Annotated in this window: 12 protein-coding genes; 3 read left to right on the plus strand and 9 right to left on the minus strand. The window is 74.7% G+C overall.

The window, feature by feature from the left end:
* Nucleotides 1-141: 141 nt before the first annotated feature.
* Nucleotides 142-3,909: a S8 family peptidase gene (locus IE252_RS34360; RefSeq protein WP_190093376.1), complete on the minus strand. Its 3,768-nt coding sequence runs from the start codon at nt 3,907-3,909 to the stop codon at nt 142-144.
* Nucleotides 3,910-4,108: 199 nt separating this feature from the next.
* Here IE252_RS34360 and IE252_RS34365 point away from each other — a divergent pair, with 199 nt between their 5' ends.
* The 3 genes from IE252_RS34365 (at nt 4,109) to IE252_RS34375 (ending at nt 6,134) form a co-directional block, all read left to right on the plus strand.
* Nucleotides 4,109-5,083, plus strand: a complete 975-nt coding sequence (locus IE252_RS34365; RefSeq protein ID WP_190093377.1) for a helix-turn-helix transcriptional regulator — start codon at nt 4,109-4,111, stop codon at nt 5,081-5,083.
* A 93-nt stretch (nt 5,084-5,176) separates the two neighbouring features.
* A complete protein-coding gene (locus IE252_RS34370) occupies nt 5,177-5,659 on the plus strand; it encodes a DUF456 domain-containing protein (protein WP_190093378.1) in 483 nt (160 codons plus the stop codon).
* Nucleotides 5,660-5,762: 103 nt separating this feature from the next.
* Nucleotides 5,763-6,134, plus strand: coding sequence for a PPOX class F420-dependent oxidoreductase (locus IE252_RS34375; protein ID WP_190093379.1), 372 nt, complete (start codon nt 5,763-5,765; stop codon nt 6,132-6,134).
* Between the two features lies 1 nt (nt 6,135).
* On the opposite strand, the gene IE252_RS34380 is transcribed toward IE252_RS34375, so the two are convergent.
* The 8 genes from IE252_RS34380 to IE252_RS34415 form a co-directional block, all read right to left on the minus strand.
* Nucleotides 6,136-6,591: a MarR family winged helix-turn-helix transcriptional regulator gene (locus tag IE252_RS34380; protein WP_190093380.1), complete on the minus strand. Its 456-nt coding sequence runs from the start codon at nt 6,589-6,591 to the stop codon at nt 6,136-6,138.
* Between the two features lie 33 nt (nt 6,592-6,624).
* Nucleotides 6,625-8,466, minus strand: a complete 1,842-nt coding sequence (gene asnB, locus IE252_RS34385; protein WP_190093381.1) for an asparagine synthase (glutamine-hydrolyzing) — start codon at nt 8,464-8,466, stop codon at nt 6,625-6,627.
* Nucleotides 8,467-8,615: 149 nt separating this feature from the next.
* Nucleotides 8,616-9,713, minus strand: coding sequence for a calcium:cation antiporter (locus IE252_RS34390; RefSeq protein ID WP_190093382.1), 1,098 nt, complete (start codon nt 9,711-9,713; stop codon nt 8,616-8,618).
* A gap of 56 nt (nt 9,714-9,769) precedes the next feature.
* A complete protein-coding gene (locus IE252_RS34395; protein WP_190093383.1) occupies nt 9,770-11,149 on the minus strand; it encodes a DNA-3-methyladenine glycosylase 2 family protein in 1,380 nt (459 codons plus the stop codon).
* Between the two features lie 86 nt (nt 11,150-11,235).
* A complete protein-coding gene (gene rsgA, locus IE252_RS34400; protein WP_190093384.1) occupies nt 11,236-12,360 on the minus strand; it encodes a ribosome small subunit-dependent GTPase A in 1,125 nt (374 codons plus the stop codon).
* A 233-nt stretch (nt 12,361-12,593) separates the two neighbouring features.
* Nucleotides 12,594-13,472: a LysR family transcriptional regulator gene (locus tag IE252_RS34405; RefSeq protein WP_190093436.1), complete on the minus strand. Its 879-nt coding sequence runs from the start codon at nt 13,470-13,472 to the stop codon at nt 12,594-12,596.
* A 165-nt stretch (nt 13,473-13,637) separates the two neighbouring features.
* Nucleotides 13,638-14,054 (minus strand): ArsR/SmtB family transcription factor, encoded by a 417-nt coding sequence (locus IE252_RS34410; RefSeq protein ID WP_190093385.1) that lies wholly within the window; start codon nt 14,052-14,054, stop codon nt 13,638-13,640.
* Between the two features lie 9 nt (nt 14,055-14,063).
* Nucleotides 14,064-15,581 (minus strand): hypothetical protein, encoded by a 1,518-nt coding sequence (locus IE252_RS34415; protein WP_190093386.1) that lies wholly within the window; start codon nt 15,579-15,581, stop codon nt 14,064-14,066.
* Between the last annotated feature and the right edge of the window lie 29 nt (nt 15,582-15,610).

Consider the following 15,610-nt stretch of genomic DNA (forward strand, 5'->3'; position numbering starts at 1 on the left):
CCGCACGGGCCGTACGAAAACGGTGGAACGGGTAAAAGTGGTCAGCACACAAATCCGCACCCCGCACGCGAAGGCGAGCGGACATGCCTCCGCCGGGCGGCCCTTCCCCCACAGTCAGGGCCGCCCGGCGAACCGTGGTGACTACCGCACGGCGTACGCGCGTGTCACTGTCTGCGTGACGGAGTTGCCGTGGGCGTCCGTCAGTTGGGCCTTCAGAGTGACCTGTCTGCCGGTCGCGCCCACGTGGTCGACCGAGGCCGACCAGGAGTCGCCCCGGTGGGTGACGGCGGCCTCGGTCCAGGTGGCGCCGTCGTCGTACGAGTACGACAGGCGGGCCGAGGTGAGGGCCGCCGGGGTGTACCCCGCGTGGCCCGTCACCGACAGGCCGATCCGCTGACCGCTCGCCGCCGGGAGGGTCTTGAGGCCGTCCTCCGGCAGGGAGTAGCGCGGGAAGAGGATGCCCAGGCCCTGCGAGTAGACGTTCTCGTCGAGCTTCGAGCGGAACCTCCACACCGTCTGGACAGCCGTGGAGCGCTGCCAGACCTTCGCCGGGCCGCCGATCTTCTCGACGCGCTGCTCCAGTTCGTACGCGCTGTCCTGGGCCGGGACCTCGAAGACCCCGAACGGCCAGCCGCTCTCGCCGATCACCTCGCCGTCGCGGCGCAGGACCAGACCGCCGATGTCGCCGAACGAGCCGGGCTGCGCGTAGTGCCCGCCGTCGCCCCACATCGCGGCGGCGAAGCCGATCAGGTTGCCCTGCCGTTCGGCGGCGAGGACCTCCTTGCCGTCGGTGTCGCGCGGGGCGACCGGGGAGACGACCCCGTCGTACCAGCTCTCCCGGCGGCTCTCCCCCGCCGTGTACGTGCGGCGCCGGTCGGTCATCGACTCGCCGAACGGGAAGCTGGAGGAGGTGAGGTGGTCCCAGGCGGTGTCGCCGGGCGAGTAGTACTCGGTGCGGATGCCGGGGGCCGGGACGAGGTCGATGGTGCCGGAGTAGACGGCCGCGCCGGAGGGGCGGTAGGCGGCGGCGCTGTCGATGTAGTCGGTGGCGACCCCCATCGCCCGGTAGGTCGACTCGGCCTTGCCGAGGCGGCCGTCGCGGACCCGGTAGGTGCGGTCGGAGCCGATCGCCCCGGACTCGGGGAAGGCGAGGTTGTAGACGTACGGGCTCTTCGCCGTGGCCTTCCAGCGCAGCTCCACCTCGCCCGCGCCCAGCTTGGCGAGCAGGGCCGCCGCCTCGCCCGACTCGACCGCCAGGACCGGGAGTTCGGGACCGGTGAAGCCGCCCGACGGAGCCCAGCGGGCCGGGGAGGAGCGGTGGGCGAGGACGGCCACGGCTCCGGCCGCCTTGGCGTCGCGGGCGGTCTGGGAGACGGAGGTGCCGGTGTCCGGGATCCGTACGAGCGCGATCGCGCCCCGCGCCCCGGCGGCCTTGAGCTCCTCGGGCGTGCCGGATCCGGCGTCCACCAGGCGGGCGCGGCCGGTGCCGTCGAGGTTGGTCGAGCCGGTGCCCGCGGTGACCGGGTGGAGCGCGGTGCCGTCGGCGGTGCGCAGCTCGGAGACGAGCGGGGCGTAGGCCCGCCAGTAGCTGCCGAACTCGAACGTGCCGTCGTGGGCGCGGCCGTCGACCGAGGCGTAGTAGCCCTTGATCGAGGAGCCGCCGGAGGCGGTCCCGGCGTGCAGCCAGTAGCCGTCCCAGGCGCGGGAGAAGGCGAGGGTGGTGGCGCGGGCCTCGCTGGGCCGGTCGGTCGCGATGCCGAGCCGGTGCGCCTTGCGGGCGTCGAGGACGACCGTGGTGTCCTTGGTCAACTCCAGCTGCGGGCGCCCCAGATAGGTCAGCGAGTCGTTGAGCGTCGCGCCTTGGCCCGCGTCCGGCGTGGCGACGAAGGAGGAGAGGAAGTACGCGCCGGGGCGCAGGGTGTAGAGCTGGTCGGCGGCGCCCTCGTTGAAGCGGCGCTCGCCGGTGGCGTCGTCGATGCCGATCACGTCGAGCGAGGAGGGGCCGTTCGCGGGCCTGCCGAGCCGGTCGATCACCTTGACCCGCAGGGTGACCGTGCGCGGCTGGACGTAGAGCGAGAACGGGGTGGAGACGCTGACGCCGTCGGCGGTGGCGAGGACCCGGCCGGTGACGTCGCCGTACTGGCTGCGCTCCAGGTGGGCGGCCGGGTCGAGCCGCAGCGGGACCTGGACGGTGGCCCCGGCGGGGACGGTGACCGTGCGCCGGGCGAGCACGGCGATGGAGGAGCGCACCCGCGAGCCGTCGTTGCCGGTGACGCCCCGGACCGCGAGGGAGAGCGTGACGGGCTTGGCGGCGGTGTTGGTGTACGGGACGTCGACGCTGGTGCGGTCGCCGCTGTCCTGCGGCCAGTTGAAGGTGCCGCCCTGGACGGCGGGGGCGCCGAGCACGGTGGCGTCGATCGCCGCCTTCACGTCGAGGCGGCCGCCGCCGGTCTCGCGGACGTCACCGGGGACGTCGGCCTTGGCGGAGGAGACGAGCGCGGCCTTGATCTGCCGCGCGCTCCAGTCGGGGTGGCGCTGCTTGACGATCGCGGCGGCGCCGGCGACGTGCGGGGTGGCCATCGACGTACCGCTCATGGACTGGTACGCGTAGATGCCGCGCCCGCCCGCGTTGGCGGCGGATACGCCCACGCCCGGGGCGGCTATCTCCGGCTTCAGGGTGTGCGAGACGGGGGCCGGGCCCCGGCTGGAGAAGTACGCGGTGGAGTCGTCGCGGTCGACGGCGCCGACGGTGAGGACGCTCGGGGCGCAGCCGGGCGAGGAGACGGTGTTCTGGCGGGGGCCGGAGTTCCCGGCCGCGACCACGAACAACGTGCCCTTTTTCTGCGCGAGTTGTTCGGCGGCGGTGCTCATCGGGTCGGTGCAGTCGGTGGGTTCGGGGCTGCCGAGGCTCATGGAGACGACGTCGGCCCCGCTGTCGACGGCCCACTCCATTCCGGCGATGATCCACGACTCGGCGCCGGAGCCGCTGTCGTTGAGGACCTTTCCGGCGAGCAGGGCGGTGCCGGGGGCGACCCCCTTCTTCTTGCCGCCGCTGGCCGCGCCCGAGCCGCCGACGGTGGAGGTCGTGTGGGTGCCGTGGCCCTGGTGGTCGTCGGTGGAGTCGGAGTCGGTGAAGTTCCTCGCGGCGGCGATGCGGCCCTTGAGGTCGGGGTGCTCGGCGTCGACGCCGGTGTCCAGGACGGCGACCTTGGTGCCCTTGCCGTCGTATCCGGCGGCCCAGGCGAGGTCCGCGCGGATCTGCCTGGTCGACTTGTCGAGGTTCGCCTCGACCTTCCGGTCCAGCCAGAGCTTCTTCAGGGAGTTCGCGGCGCGCGAGCGGGGGGCGGTGACGTCCGCCCAGAAGTCGGCGGCCTTCGCCTTGTCGGCCTTGAGGGCGACGCCGTCGACGGCGGGCAGGGCGGGCCCCCGGGTGGCACCGCGCGGGGCGGGGGCGAGGGAGCGGGCGCCCGCCGGGTCGTAGACGGCGATCAGCGGCAGGGTCTTCGTGTGCGCGTCGTCGTAGCCCTGGCGGATCAGGCCGGAGACGTTGAAGAGCTGCTCGTCCGCGCGGTGGGCGGCGAGGGCGGTGACGGCGCCCTCCGGGTAGACGTACAGGTCGTCGCCCGAGCGGCGGGTCTGCACCAGCGCGGTCGTGCCGTCCTCGCGGGGCAGCGCGGTGGCCGCGACCGCCTTCCCGGCGGAGTCCCGGCTGACCAGGACGCGGTCGCCGGTGACCAGGGTGACGGTGACCGGCCGCCCCTGTTGGCGGGCGGCGGCCTCGCCGCCGGTGATCGGTCTCTTCGCGGTCGCGGCGTCCGGTGGTGTGGCCACGGACGGCGACGAAACCGCGGTGACGGCCAGGACGGCGGCGGTCGCCACTCCCAGAGCCGTACGCGATATCGGACGCATCGCTCTCCCCAGGTGAATCCGGAACAAAACACTCCGCGCGCAAAGCGCACAAATGCCTTGTTGCCGACGGCTGTTGGTACTGCGGTTGCGCCACCTTGGCAGAGCGACGGAAGGTGCGGGGATGATGTTGTGAGGCGGGTTTGCGCCGTGGCCGTTTCCCGCCACGCGTGGACAGCGGGCGCGAGAGGGGCGGACGAGGGTGCTCGGAGCGATAGGCCTGGACGAGACGCAGGAGTCGGCGTACCGGACGCTGGTGGCGCTGGGCGCGGCCGAGGTCGCCGACCTCGCGCACCGGCTCGCGCTGCCCGAGCCCGACACGGAACGGGCGCTGCGCCGCCTGGAGCGCCAGGGCCTGGCCGCCCAGTCCTCGGCCCGCACCGGGCGGTGGGTGGCGGCCCCGCCCGGCGTCGCGCTCGGCGCCCTGCTCACCCAGCAGCGCCACGAGCTGGAGCAGGCGGAGCTGGCGGCCGCGCTGCTCGCCGAGGAGTACCGGGCGGAGGCAGCCGAGCCCGCCGTGCACGACCTGGTGGAGGTGGTGACCGGCGCGTCCGCCGTCGCCCACCGCTTCCACCAGCTCCAGCTCGGCGCGACCGACGAGGTGTGCGCGCTGGTCACCGGCAATCCGATCGCGGTGACCGGGATGGACAACGAGTCCGAGGAGCGGGCCGCGACCCGGGGGGTCGTCTACCGGGTGGTCATCGAGCGCGAGGTGCTGGCCCTGCCCGCCGGGATCACCGAGGTCACGGCGGCGCTCGGGCGCGACGAGCAGGTGCGCACGGTCGACCGGGTGCCCACCAAGCTGGTGGTGGCCGACCGGAGCCTGGCGATGGTGCCGCTGACCGGACGGGACGCCGAGCCCGCCGCCCTGGTGGTGCACGCCAGCGGCCTCCTGGAGTCCCTGATGGGCCTCTTCGAGGCGGTGTGGCGGGACGCGCTGCCGCTGCGGCTCGCGGGCACGGCGGTACGGGAGGAGTCGTCCGGCCCCGACGCGACCGACCTGGAGGTCCTGTCGCTGCTGCTGGCCGGGATGACGGACGCGAGCGTGGCCAAACAGCTCGATCTGGGGCTGCGGACGGTACAGCGCCGGGTGAAGGGCCTGATGGAGCTGACGGGCGTCACCACCCGGCTCCAGCTGGGCTGGCACGCGTACGAGCGCGGCTGGGTGGCCCGGTAGCGGCCGGGCGGCGGGGGCGTGATCCGGCCGGATGCGGGGCCGGGGGCCGGGCCCGGACCTGCGGAGACGTTCTCTTTACTGCACGCTGGGCAGGTGGGCGTGTGGCAGCTCCTGGAGATGGGCCTGGTGATGCTCCTCGGGCTGCTCGGCGTGCTGGTGCCCGGGGTGCCCGGGCTTGCGATCGTGTGGGCCGCCGTGGCGTGGTGGGCTCTGAGCGACGCCACCGGCACGGCCTGGGCGGTCCTGGCAGGGGCGACGGGCCTGCTGCTGCTCGCCCAGTCCCTCAAGCTGGTCATGCCGCCCCGGCGCCTCAAGGCGGCCGGCGCGCCCCGGCGCTCCCTGCTGACCGGCGGCGTCGCGGCCATCGCCGGGTTCTTCCTGCTCCCGGTGGTCGGCGGGATCCTGGGCTTCCTGGGCGGTCTCTACGGGGCCGAGCGGGTGCGGCTCGGCAGCCACGGGGCGGGCTGGACCTCGGCCCGTACGGTGCTGCGGTCCGGCGGGTACTCGGTCCTGGTGGAGCTCTTCGCGTGCCTGCTGGTGGTGGGCGCGTGGGTGGGCGTGGCGATCTGGGCCTGAGCCGGTGCGTCCCGGCCGAGGTGAGGACGTAGGTCGTACGGCCCGGGCGCTCTGGTTCCCGGAGCCGATGACCTTCGGCGGGTACGCGTGTGACGCTGGGGCCATGACCGAATTCAGCGCGGCCGAGCGCGCGTACCTGAAGTCCCAGCGGCTGGGGCGGCTGGCGACCGTGGACCCCAAGGGCCAGCCGCAGGCGAACCCGGTCGGGTTCTTCCCGCAGGACGACGGCACGATCCTGATCGGCGGCTACGCCCTCGGCACCACCAAGAAGTGGCGCAACCTGCTGGCGAACCCGAGGCTCGCGCTGGTCGTGGACGACGTGGTGAGCGTACGGCCCTGGCGGGTGCGGGGCGTGGAGATCCGGGGCGAGGCCGAACTGCTCACCGGGCCGCACGAGTTGGGCCCGCACTTCAGCGAGGAGCTGATCCGGATCCGGCCGCGGAAGATCCACAGCTGGGGGCTGGAGGACGCCTGAACTACGCCCGGCTCGCCGGGTCGGAGCCGTCGTGGGCCACCTCGGCGAGGCGGCGCAGCAGCGGGCCGAGCGCGACGACCGCCCTGGCCTCCTCGGCGCCGAGCGCGCCGAGCCGCCAGGCCAGCACCTCGGCCTCGGCGCGGGCGGCGTCCACCAGGGCGCGGGCGCCCTGTTCGGTGAGGACGATCCGGGCGGCCCGGCCGTCCGTGGGGTCGCTCTCGCGCAGCACGAGCCCGGTCGACTCCAGCCCCGCGACCGCCGAGGTGGCGGTCGGCTGGGAGCACGGCACCCGGGCCGCGAGCTCGCCGATGCGGGCGGGCCCGCTCTCGGCGAGCAGCGAGAGCACCACTATCTGGGTGGGCTGGATCCCGTCGGCCGGGGCGGCCCGGCGCAGACTGCGCAGCAACCGGTGCAGCGAGATCACCAGTTGCAGCGCCGCATCGTCGTCGATGATCATCGCCCGTCCGTCGCCCCCCGCACCGCATCCAGGTCAGGCGAGTGTAATCCTCGGCGCGTACATGTCGAACCAGACGGCCAGGTCGAGGGCGTGCTCCAGCCCGCTGCGGGCGGCCTGGGTGGTCTGCGGGGCCGCCTCGCGCACGGCGGCCGACAGGCGCCCCGGGTCGACGAGTTGGAAGACGGGGTGCCCGCTGCGGGCCAGCAGGTCCTTGCCGTGCTCCTGGAGGGCGGCGGCGTACTTCGGGTCCTGCGTCGAGGGGTACGGGCTCTTGACCCGGTCGTAGACCGACCGGGGCAGCACGTCCGCCGCCGGCTCGCGCAGCAGGCTCTTCTCACGCCCGTCGAAGGACTTCAGCGCCCAGGGCGCGTTGTACACGTACTCGACGAGCCGGTGGTCGCAGAACGGCACCCGCACCTCCAGCCCCACGGCCATGCTGGCGCGGTCCTTGCGGTCGAGCAGCATCCGGACGAACCGCGTGAGGTGCAGATGGCTCATCACCCGCATCCGGTACTCCGACCCGCTCTCCCCGTCGAGGCGTTCGACCCCGGCGGCGGCCGTGTCGTAGCTGTCCTGGACGAACGCGGGCAGGTCGAGGGCGGCGGTGACCTCGGGCCGCAGCAGGGAGGTGCCGTCGCCGAAGTCCTGGTCGTGGTGGACGAGCCAGGGGAAGGTGCGGGCGGTGCGGGCCTGTTCGCTGAAGAACTGCCGGTAGCCGCCGAAGACCTCGTCGGCGGACTCGCCGGAGAGCGCGACCGTCGAGTGCTCGCGCACCGCCTGGAAGAGCAGGTGCAGCGAGGTGTCGAGGTCGCCGAGGCCGGTGGGCAGGTCGCGGGCGCGGACCACCCGGGCGCGCAGCTCCGGGTCGGCCAGGGCGTGCGCGTCGAGGACGATGTCGCGGTGCCGGGTCCCGGCCGCGCGCGCCACGTCGTGGGCGTACGGGCTGTCGGGGGTGGGGCGCAGGACATCGGCCACGAAGTTCTCGGTGCGGCCGACGAAGTCCACCGAGAAGCTGCGGACGCGCTCGCCCTCGGCGGCGAGGCGGCGGGCGGCGAGCGCGGTCAGCGCCGAGGAGTCGAGGCCGCCGGAGAGCAGGACGCAGCGCGGCACGTCGGCGACGAGCTGGCGGCGGACGATGTCGTCGAGCAGCTCCCGTACGCGGGCGACGGTGTCCGCGCGGCCGTCCTCGTGCGGCCGGGTCCGCAGCGACCAGTAGACGTGCCGGCGCAGCCCGCCCCGGTCGACGGTGACGACGGTGCCCGGCTCGACCTCGCGCATCCCGTCCCAGACGGCGTGGCCGGGCGTGCGCACGGTGACGAACAGCTCGCGCAGGCCGTCGGCGCCGACCGAGCGGCGGGCCAGCGGGTTGGCGAGGACGGCCTTGGGCTCGGAGCCGAAGAGCACGCCGTCGGCGGTCTCGTAGTAGTAGAACGGCTTGATGCCCATCCGGTCGCGGATCATCACCAGGCGCTGCTTCGGCTCGTCCCAGACGGCGAACGCATACATCCCGTTGAGCCGGTCGGCGACGGCCTCGCCCCACTCCAGATAGCCGCGCAGCACGACCTCGGTGTCGGACTCGGTGGCGAACCGGTGGCCCCGGGCGGCCAGTTCGGCGCGTAACTCGGTGAAGTTGTACGTCTCCCCCGAGTAGACCAGGACGACGCTTCCCTCGTCGGTGCGGGCGGTCATGGGCTGGCGGCCGCCCGGCAGGTCGATGATGGCGAGCCTGCGGTGGCCGAGGGCGGCGGGACCGGAGATCCAGGTGCCCCGGTCGTCGGGGCCCCGGCAGTCCATCGTCTCGGTCATCGCGTCGACGGTGGCCCGCTCGGTCCGCAGCTCGCGGTCGAAGGAGATCCAGCCGGTGATGCCACACATGGGATGCCTCCCGCTCTCCGGCCGGGCGGGGATCCCGGCCGACCAAGATGTATCCAGCATCTATATTTTGATCGTGCGTCATCGGCCCGGGGCGCGTCAACACGGCGGCGGGCGGGGCGGCTTGGGAGCGTCGTGTTCCGGCCGTCGGGTCAGGGGCTGACCGCGAGCACCAGATATCCGGCGAAGAGGGCCAGGTGGACGCCGCCCTGCATCGGGGTCGCGCGGCCCGGGACGACGGTGAGGATGCCCACGCCCACGGTGAGCGCGAGCAGCACCATGTGGCTGGCGCCGAGCCCCAGGACCAGCGGCCCGGACAGCCAGACCGAGGCCAGCGCGACGGCCGGGATGGTCAGCCCGATGCTCGCCATCGCCGAGCCGAGCGCCAGGTTGAGGCTCGTCTGCACCCGGTCGCGGGCGGCGGCCCGGGAGGCGGCGATGGTCTCGGGCAGCAGCACGAGCAGGGCGATGACCACGCCGACGACGGAGGCGGGCAGCCCGGCGGCGGCCACCCCGCGCTCGATGGTCGGCGAGACGCCCTTGGCGAGGCCGACGACCGCGACCAGGGCCACCCCGAGCAGCCCCACGCTGATCAGCGCGGTGCGGGCGGACGGCGGGTCGGCGTGCTCCTCGTCGAGCACCTCGCCCTGCTGGGTGACGGGCAGGAAGTAGTCGCGGTGGCGCACGGTCTGGGTGGCGACGAACAGCCCGTACAGCGCCACCGAGGCGAGGGCGGCGAAGACGAGCTGCGCGGTGGAGAACTCCGGGCCCGGCTTGCTGGTGGTGAAGGTCGGCAGGACCAGGCTGAGCCCGGCGAGCGTGGTGACCGTGGCGAAGGCGGCGCCGGTGCCCTCGGGGTTGAAGACGGCCAGTCTGCGCCGGAGCGCGCCGATGAGGAGGCAGACACCGACGATCCCGTTGCAGGTGATCATCACGGCGGCGAAGACGGTGTCGCGGGCGAGCGTGGCGTTCTTGTCGCCGCCGTCCGACATCAGGGTGACGATCAGCGCGACCTCGATGATCGTCACGGCGACCGCGAGCACGAGTGAGCCGAACGGCTCGCCCACCCGGTGCGCCACGACCTCCGCGTGGTGCACCGCCGCCAGCACCGCGCCCGCCAGGAAGCAGGCCACCAGCGCGACCAGGCCCGAGGGCAGCGACCGCCCCCAGGTGAACGCGAGCAGCACCAGGGCGAGCGCCGGCACGAGCGCCGACCACCGGTCCAGGGGGACGCGGGCGAGACGGATCATGTACCGACGTTCCCAGACGGGGGCGGGGTGCGCGCGTCGGCCGAGGCCGTACGGCCCTATGCGGTCGCGCTCAGGTGCCGATGGGCGTACGAGCGCCAGGGGCGCCAGAGTTCGGCCTCCTCGTCGAAGCCGACGTCCGGCTCGCCCAGCGCCCGCATGCGGATCTCCGCGATCGTGCGGGCGTCGAGGCCCGGCAGGGTGTGCAGGGTCCGTACCGCCTCCTCGCGGTCGGCGCCCGCGTCGAGGCGCAGGGTGCCGTCCGCGAGCGCGGTGGTGAGCGCGGCCAGGGCCGGATCCGGGTGGGCGGCGAGCGTGCCGGGCTCCGGGAAGAGGTGGGTGAGCTCGCCGCACGGCACGTCGAGCCGCTTCCCGTACGCCTCGGTCAGCTCCCCCGCCGCCTCCCGGCCCACCAGCGCCCGTACCGCGTACTCGTCCGGGTCCGCCGCCCCCGGCGAGCGCACCCCGGGCCGGGCCGCGACCAGCGGGGCGAGCCGGGGGGCGGCCGCCAGGCGCTCGTCCACCGCGTACGGGTCGGCGTCCAGGTCGAAGAGGCGGCGCAGCCGCTGCACGGCGGTGGTGAGGTCGCGCAGGTCGGTGAGGTGGATCCGGGCCTCCAGCCAGCCGCCCCGGCGCGGGCGCGCCTCGTCGACGGCCACGATGCCGGTGCCGTACGGCAGCCGCAGGGTGCGGCGGTAGGTGCGCGCGCCCGGCTCGCCGGTCATCTCCTCTACCCCGGCGACGGCCTCCTCGGCGAGCAGGTCGAAGACCGCCCGCGCCGCGTACGGGCCCCGGTGCGCGAGCCGCAGCGGGATCCCGGCGGCGAAGGCGGCCGAGCCGCGTCCGGTCCTCGTCCCGGACTCCTCGCGCAGGGCGCTGGGCGTACGGGCGTAGATCTGCCGGATGGTGTCGTTGAACTGCCGCACGCTGGCGAACCCGGCCGCGAAGGCGATGTCGGTGACCGGCAGCCCGGTGGTCTGGAGCAGCACCCGGGCGGTGTGGGCGCGCTGGGCGCGGGCGAGGGCGACCGGGCCCGCGCCGAGCTCCGCGGTGAGCTGGCGCTGGACCTGCCGGGTGCTGTACCCGAGCCGCACCGCGAGGCCGGGGACGCCCTCGCGGTCCACCACGCCGTCGCCGATCAGCCGGACGGCGCGGCCCACCACGTCGGCGCGGACGTTCCACTCCGCCGAGCCGGGCACCGCGTCGGGGCGGCAGCGGCGGCAGGCGCGGAAGCCGTGGCCCTGGGCGGCGGCCGCCGTCGGGAAGAAGCGGACGTTCTTGCGCTTGGGGGTCACGGCCGGGCAGCTGGGGCGGCAGTAGATGCCGGTGGTCGACACAGCGAAGAAGAACTCGCCGTCGAAGCGGGCGTCCCGGCTGCTGACGGCTTCGTACCGGGTCTCGTCGGTCTCGTACGTCTGGGTCTCTTCGTACGTGGTCACACGTCCAGTGTGCGCGAGGCCGGGCGGTTCGACTCGCGGGATTCGGACACGGCGCTCGCGGCGCCGTGTCCGAATCCCCGGGGCCGTCAGCGGCCGCCGCCCCGCTTGGCCGCGTAGTTCGCGCGGCCCTCGGCCGACTTGATGCGCCAGTCGCGGCGGATCTCGTTGCGCAGGCGCGCGTCGGTCTTGGCGACGATCCGCCGGTTCTCGCGGATCAGCTTGCGGTAGCTCTCCAGGCGCCGCTCGGCAAGCGAGCCGTCCTCGATCGCCGCGAGCACCGCGCACCCCGGCTCCGCCTCGTGGGCGCAGTCGTGGAAGCGGCACTGCCCGGACAGCTCCTCGATCTCCGCGAAGACCTGCCCGACGCCGCTCTCGGCGTCCCAGAGGCCGACCCCGCGCAGCCCCGGTGTGTCGATGAGGACGCCGCCGCCGGGCAGAGCGAGCAGATTGCGGGTCGTGGTGGTGTGCCGGCCCTTGCCGTCGACGTCCCGGATGGCCTGCACCTCCATCACGTCCGCGCCGAGCAGCGCGTTGGCCAGCGTCGACTTGCCCGCGCCGGACTGGCCGAGCAGCACGCTGGTGCCGCCCGAGACGATCGCCCGCAGCACCTCGACGCCGTCCCCGGTCGCCGAGCTGACGGGCAGGACCTGGACGCCGGGCGCGGCGGTCTCCACGTCCTGGACCAGGTAGGACAGCCCGACCGGGTCGGGCACCAGGTCGGCCTTGGTGAGGACGACGAGCGGCTGCGCGCCCGACTCCCACGCCAGGGCCAGGAACCGCTCGATCCGCCCGAGGTCCAGCTCGGCCGCGAGCGAGACCGCGATGATCGCGTGGTCCACGTTGGCCGCGAGGATCTGCCCCTCGGACCGGTTGGAGGAGGTGTTGCGTACGAAGGCGGTGCGGCGCGGCAGGTACGCGCGGACGAACCGGGGGTCGCCGGCGGGTTCGACGGCGGCCCAGTCACCGGTGCAGACGACCCGCATCGGGTCGTGCGGGGTGACGAAGGCGGTGTCGGCGCGCAGCAGCCCGCCGGCGGTGACGATGTCGCACTGGCCCCGGTCGACGCGGACGACGCGGCCGGGCAGGAGGCCCTGGTCGGCGTAGGGCGCGAAGGCGGCGGCCCAGTCGTCGTCCCAGCCGTAGGGAGACAGGGCGTGCGCGGTGGAGGACTGCTGCGAGGACGACTGCTGGGAAGCAGAGGAGGAAGACAAGGGGAGACCCTTCACAAGGGTGGCCCCGGCGGTGCGTTGGGTTCAGCCGGCGGCCACGGGAGTGGAATGGATGTGCTTCTGGATGAGGGCAGCGCCCATCGCAATGACAGCCATCGGTCACACCTCCCGGGTCGATCTCACAGCCGGAGTACGTCGGCCAACGGCCACCGTACGGAACGCAGTCACCATAACGCCGGGCCCCGACCCCGGCCAACTGATTTGTTCGCGCCCGTTCACCACTCCCCCGCCAGCGCCAGCAGTCGGTCCCGTACGCGCGTGACTTGGGGGTTGTCGGGGGCGCCGGGGCGCTGGACCAGGTACGCGGTGTTGATCGGCGCGTCCTCGGGTTCGAGCAGGGCGACCAGGCGGCCCGCGTCGAGGTCGGCGCGGCACAGGTAGCGGGGCAGGACCGTGAAGCCCGCGCCCGCCGTCACGGCGGCCAGGACGCCGCGCAGGTCGGGGACGGTGAGCGCGGCCTCGCCGCTGAGGCGGCGGCCGAAGACGTGGCGCCAGTAGCGGCGGGCGATGGGCAGGTCCTCGGCGTACGTCACCAGGGGCACCCCGGCCAGCGCGGCCGGGCCGTCCGCCGCCACGTGCCCGGCGCCGATCCGCCGAGCCCACTGGGGCGCGGCCACCAGCACGAACTCCTCGTCGGCCAGCGGTACGGCGGTCAGGGTGCGCCCGCGCGGCCGCACGGTCGAGACCACCAGGTCGTGGCGGCCCGCGCGCAGCCCGTCGAGCAGCTCGTCGGAGAGGCCGGTGACGACGTGCAGCCGCAGCCCGTCCGCGACCAGCGGCGCGAGCGCGGGCAGCGCGGTGACGCAGAGGAACTCGGCCGGTCCGGCCAGGTGCACGGGCTGCGCGGGCGCGCCGTCGCCGGGGCCCCGGTCGGCGACGGCCGCGAGCGCGTCGAGCGGGGCGGCGACGCGGGCGGCGAGGTCGTCGGCGTACGGCGTCGGGGCCACTCCGCGCGGCAGCCGCTCGAACAGCTCCCGCCCGAGCTGCCGCTCCAGGGCGCGGATCTGCGTGGTGACGGTCGGCTGGGACAGGCTCAGCAGCCGCGCGGCGGCGGTGAAGCTGCCGGTGCGGTGGACGGCGAGGAAGGTGCGCAGGTGGGTGAGGTCGAGGGGGGCGTGGGGGCGGGCGGGGCGGTCCGGGGCGGGCGGGCCCGGGCGGTGGGGCGATGGCGCGGCCGACCCATTCGGTTTTCTATCCGTCACCCGTCAAGTATCGATCCGCCCTATGGATTGGGCCGCCCTGTGGACCGGGCCGTCCGCTCAGGTCGCGGCGCGGCGCACGCCCAGGGCTCGGGGTGCGCGGGCCGGGCGTTCCTGGGTCCGGGGTGCGGTCGCCGCCTCCGGGGCCGGGACCTCGGCGGAGGGCTCGGCGCTCGCCGCGAGGGCGACCAGGGACGCCTCCTCCAGGAGGCCGCGTACGCGGGGACCGGCGGCGCGGTAGTAGATGCGCGTGCCCTCCCGGCGCGAGGTCACCAGACCGGCCGTGCGCAGCCGGGCCAGGTGCTGGGAGGTCGCGGCGACGTGCGCGCCCAGGAGCTCGGCCAGGGCACTCACCGGCAGCTCGGCGCCGCTCAGCGCCCACAGCAGCCGGTAGCGCGAGGGATCGGCCACCGCCTTCAGCACCGCTACGGCGCGGTCGGCGCTCTCCGTGTCCCAGCCTTCGACTTGCGCTCCCATGCAAAGAGCTTAACGGAGGGCGGTCCCGGGAGCGGGTGCCAGGAAGACGTACCAGACCGTCCCCGTCCGGGGCGTGACCACCTTGTGGGCGGGCCACGACCGGGCGTAGGCGGGCGGGCCCGGCGTCGGCTGGACCAGGGCCAGCGGGGTGCGCCGGGCCGCCGCGACGATGCCCGGCACCGTCTGGGTGCGGTCGGCGCGGTCGCTGGCCTGCGAGGAGCAGCCGCCGTAGAAGGCCTGCGGCTGGGACTGCTCGCCGACGATGGTGCAGGGCGGGCGGATGCCGTACTCGCCGAGCCGGGCCACCAGCCACTCGTCGTCGGAGCGCAGTGCCTGCTGGCGTGCGGTGCGCCGGTCCATGATCCCGTACTGGCCCCAGAGCTGGAGCCCCAGGCACACCGCGAGGGCGGCCACCACGACCGGTCGCCACCGCCCCTTCGCCGCCTCCACCGCTCCGGCCGCGCACTCCGCGACGACCAGCGCGAGCAGCGCGTACGCGGGGATGAGGAAGCGCGGCGCCGCATAGCCGATGCCGAAGAGGTAGGGCACGCCGAGCGCCGCCGCGCACCACACCGCGAGCAGCGCCGTGCGCGCCCGCCCCGCGCGGGCCGCGCACAGCACGCCGAGGGCGGTGAGCAGGGGAAGGGCCAGCCACCACACCGCGCTCACCTGCGGGTTGGGCCAACCGGAGGTGCAGGGGCGGCACAGCAGCGGGCCGTTGAGGGTCATCAGGTTCATGCCGAGCGCGTTGTGCAGGCTCAGCCCACCCTGTGCCTCGCCCGCGCCGTGCACCCGTTCCAGGAGGCCGCCGAAACGCAGATACGCCTCGATCACCCAGGGCAGCACCCCCACGGCGAGCCCGCCGAGCACCGCTGCGGCCAGGCGCGGATGCCGCCAGGCCCGTACCGCGAGGACCGCCGCGAGCAGGGCCAGCGCCAAGTAGCCGCCGTCGTACGGCCGCACCAGCGCCGTGAAGGCCACGCTCAGCGCCACCGCGAGCAGTGGTCCGCGCCGCCGGTCGCGGTCCCCGCCGGCGTGCAGGAACCAGCCCGCCCCGGCGAGCGCGCCGTACGCCACGTACAGGTTGGGCATGACCTCACCCGCGTAGAACTGCACCACCCACAGCCCGGCGAAGAGGACGGCGGCGAGCAGCACGACCCGGCGGCCGACCAGGGTCAGCCAGGGGCGGAAGGCGAGCGTGAGCCCGGCGGCCGCGAGCAGCAGCATCCAGGCGCGCAGCACCGGCACCGAGCCCGTGAGCTGGGCGGCGGGCGCGGCGAGCCAGCTGATGCCCCGGGCCCGGGGTTCGCTGAAGAAGGCGTCGGGGACCCGGGGGTCGACCTGGCTGACGTACACGGTCTCGTCCCAGCCGAGCGGCAGCCGCCAGGCGCCGGTGGCCAGTTGGACCGCGCCGCAGGCGAGCGCGAGCACGGCGCCGACCAGGGCGAGGCGGACGGTGTCCGCATGCGGAGGGCGCGCGGCCGGTCGGCTCGGCGCGGTCCGGGTCACTTGATCGGCGGCAGCCATGCGCCCACGCTACGCGGCCGGACGCCGCC

Origin of the sequence: Streptomyces melanogenes (genome assembly GCF_014649795.1) — a bacterium.
GTDB lineage: Bacteria > Actinomycetota > Actinomycetes > Streptomycetales > Streptomycetaceae > Streptomyces > Streptomyces noboritoensis.

Coding starts and splice junctions, on each gene's coding strand:
- IE252_RS34360 (WP_190093376.1), bottom strand. CDS start 3,909: ATGCGTCCGATATCGCGTACGGCTCTGGGAGTGGCGACCGCCGCCGTC.
- IE252_RS34375 (WP_190093379.1), top strand. CDS start 5,763: ATGACCGAATTCAGCGCGGCCGAGCGCGCGTACCTGAAGTCCCAGCGG.
- IE252_RS34380 (WP_190093380.1), bottom strand. CDS start 6,591: ATGATCATCGACGACGATGCGGCGCTGCAACTGGTGATCTCGCTGCAC.
- asnB (WP_190093381.1), bottom strand. CDS start 8,466: ATGTGTGGCATCACCGGCTGGATCTCCTTCGACCGCGAGCTGCGGACC.
- IE252_RS34390 (WP_190093382.1), bottom strand. CDS start 9,713: ATGATCCGTCTCGCCCGCGTCCCCCTGGACCGGTGGTCGGCGCTCGTG.
- IE252_RS34410 (WP_190093385.1), bottom strand. CDS start 14,054: ATGGGAGCGCAAGTCGAAGGCTGGGACACGGAGAGCGCCGACCGCGCC.
- IE252_RS34415 (WP_190093386.1), bottom strand. CDS start 15,581: ATGGCTGCCGCCGATCAAGTGACCCGGACCGCGCCGAGCCGACCGGCC.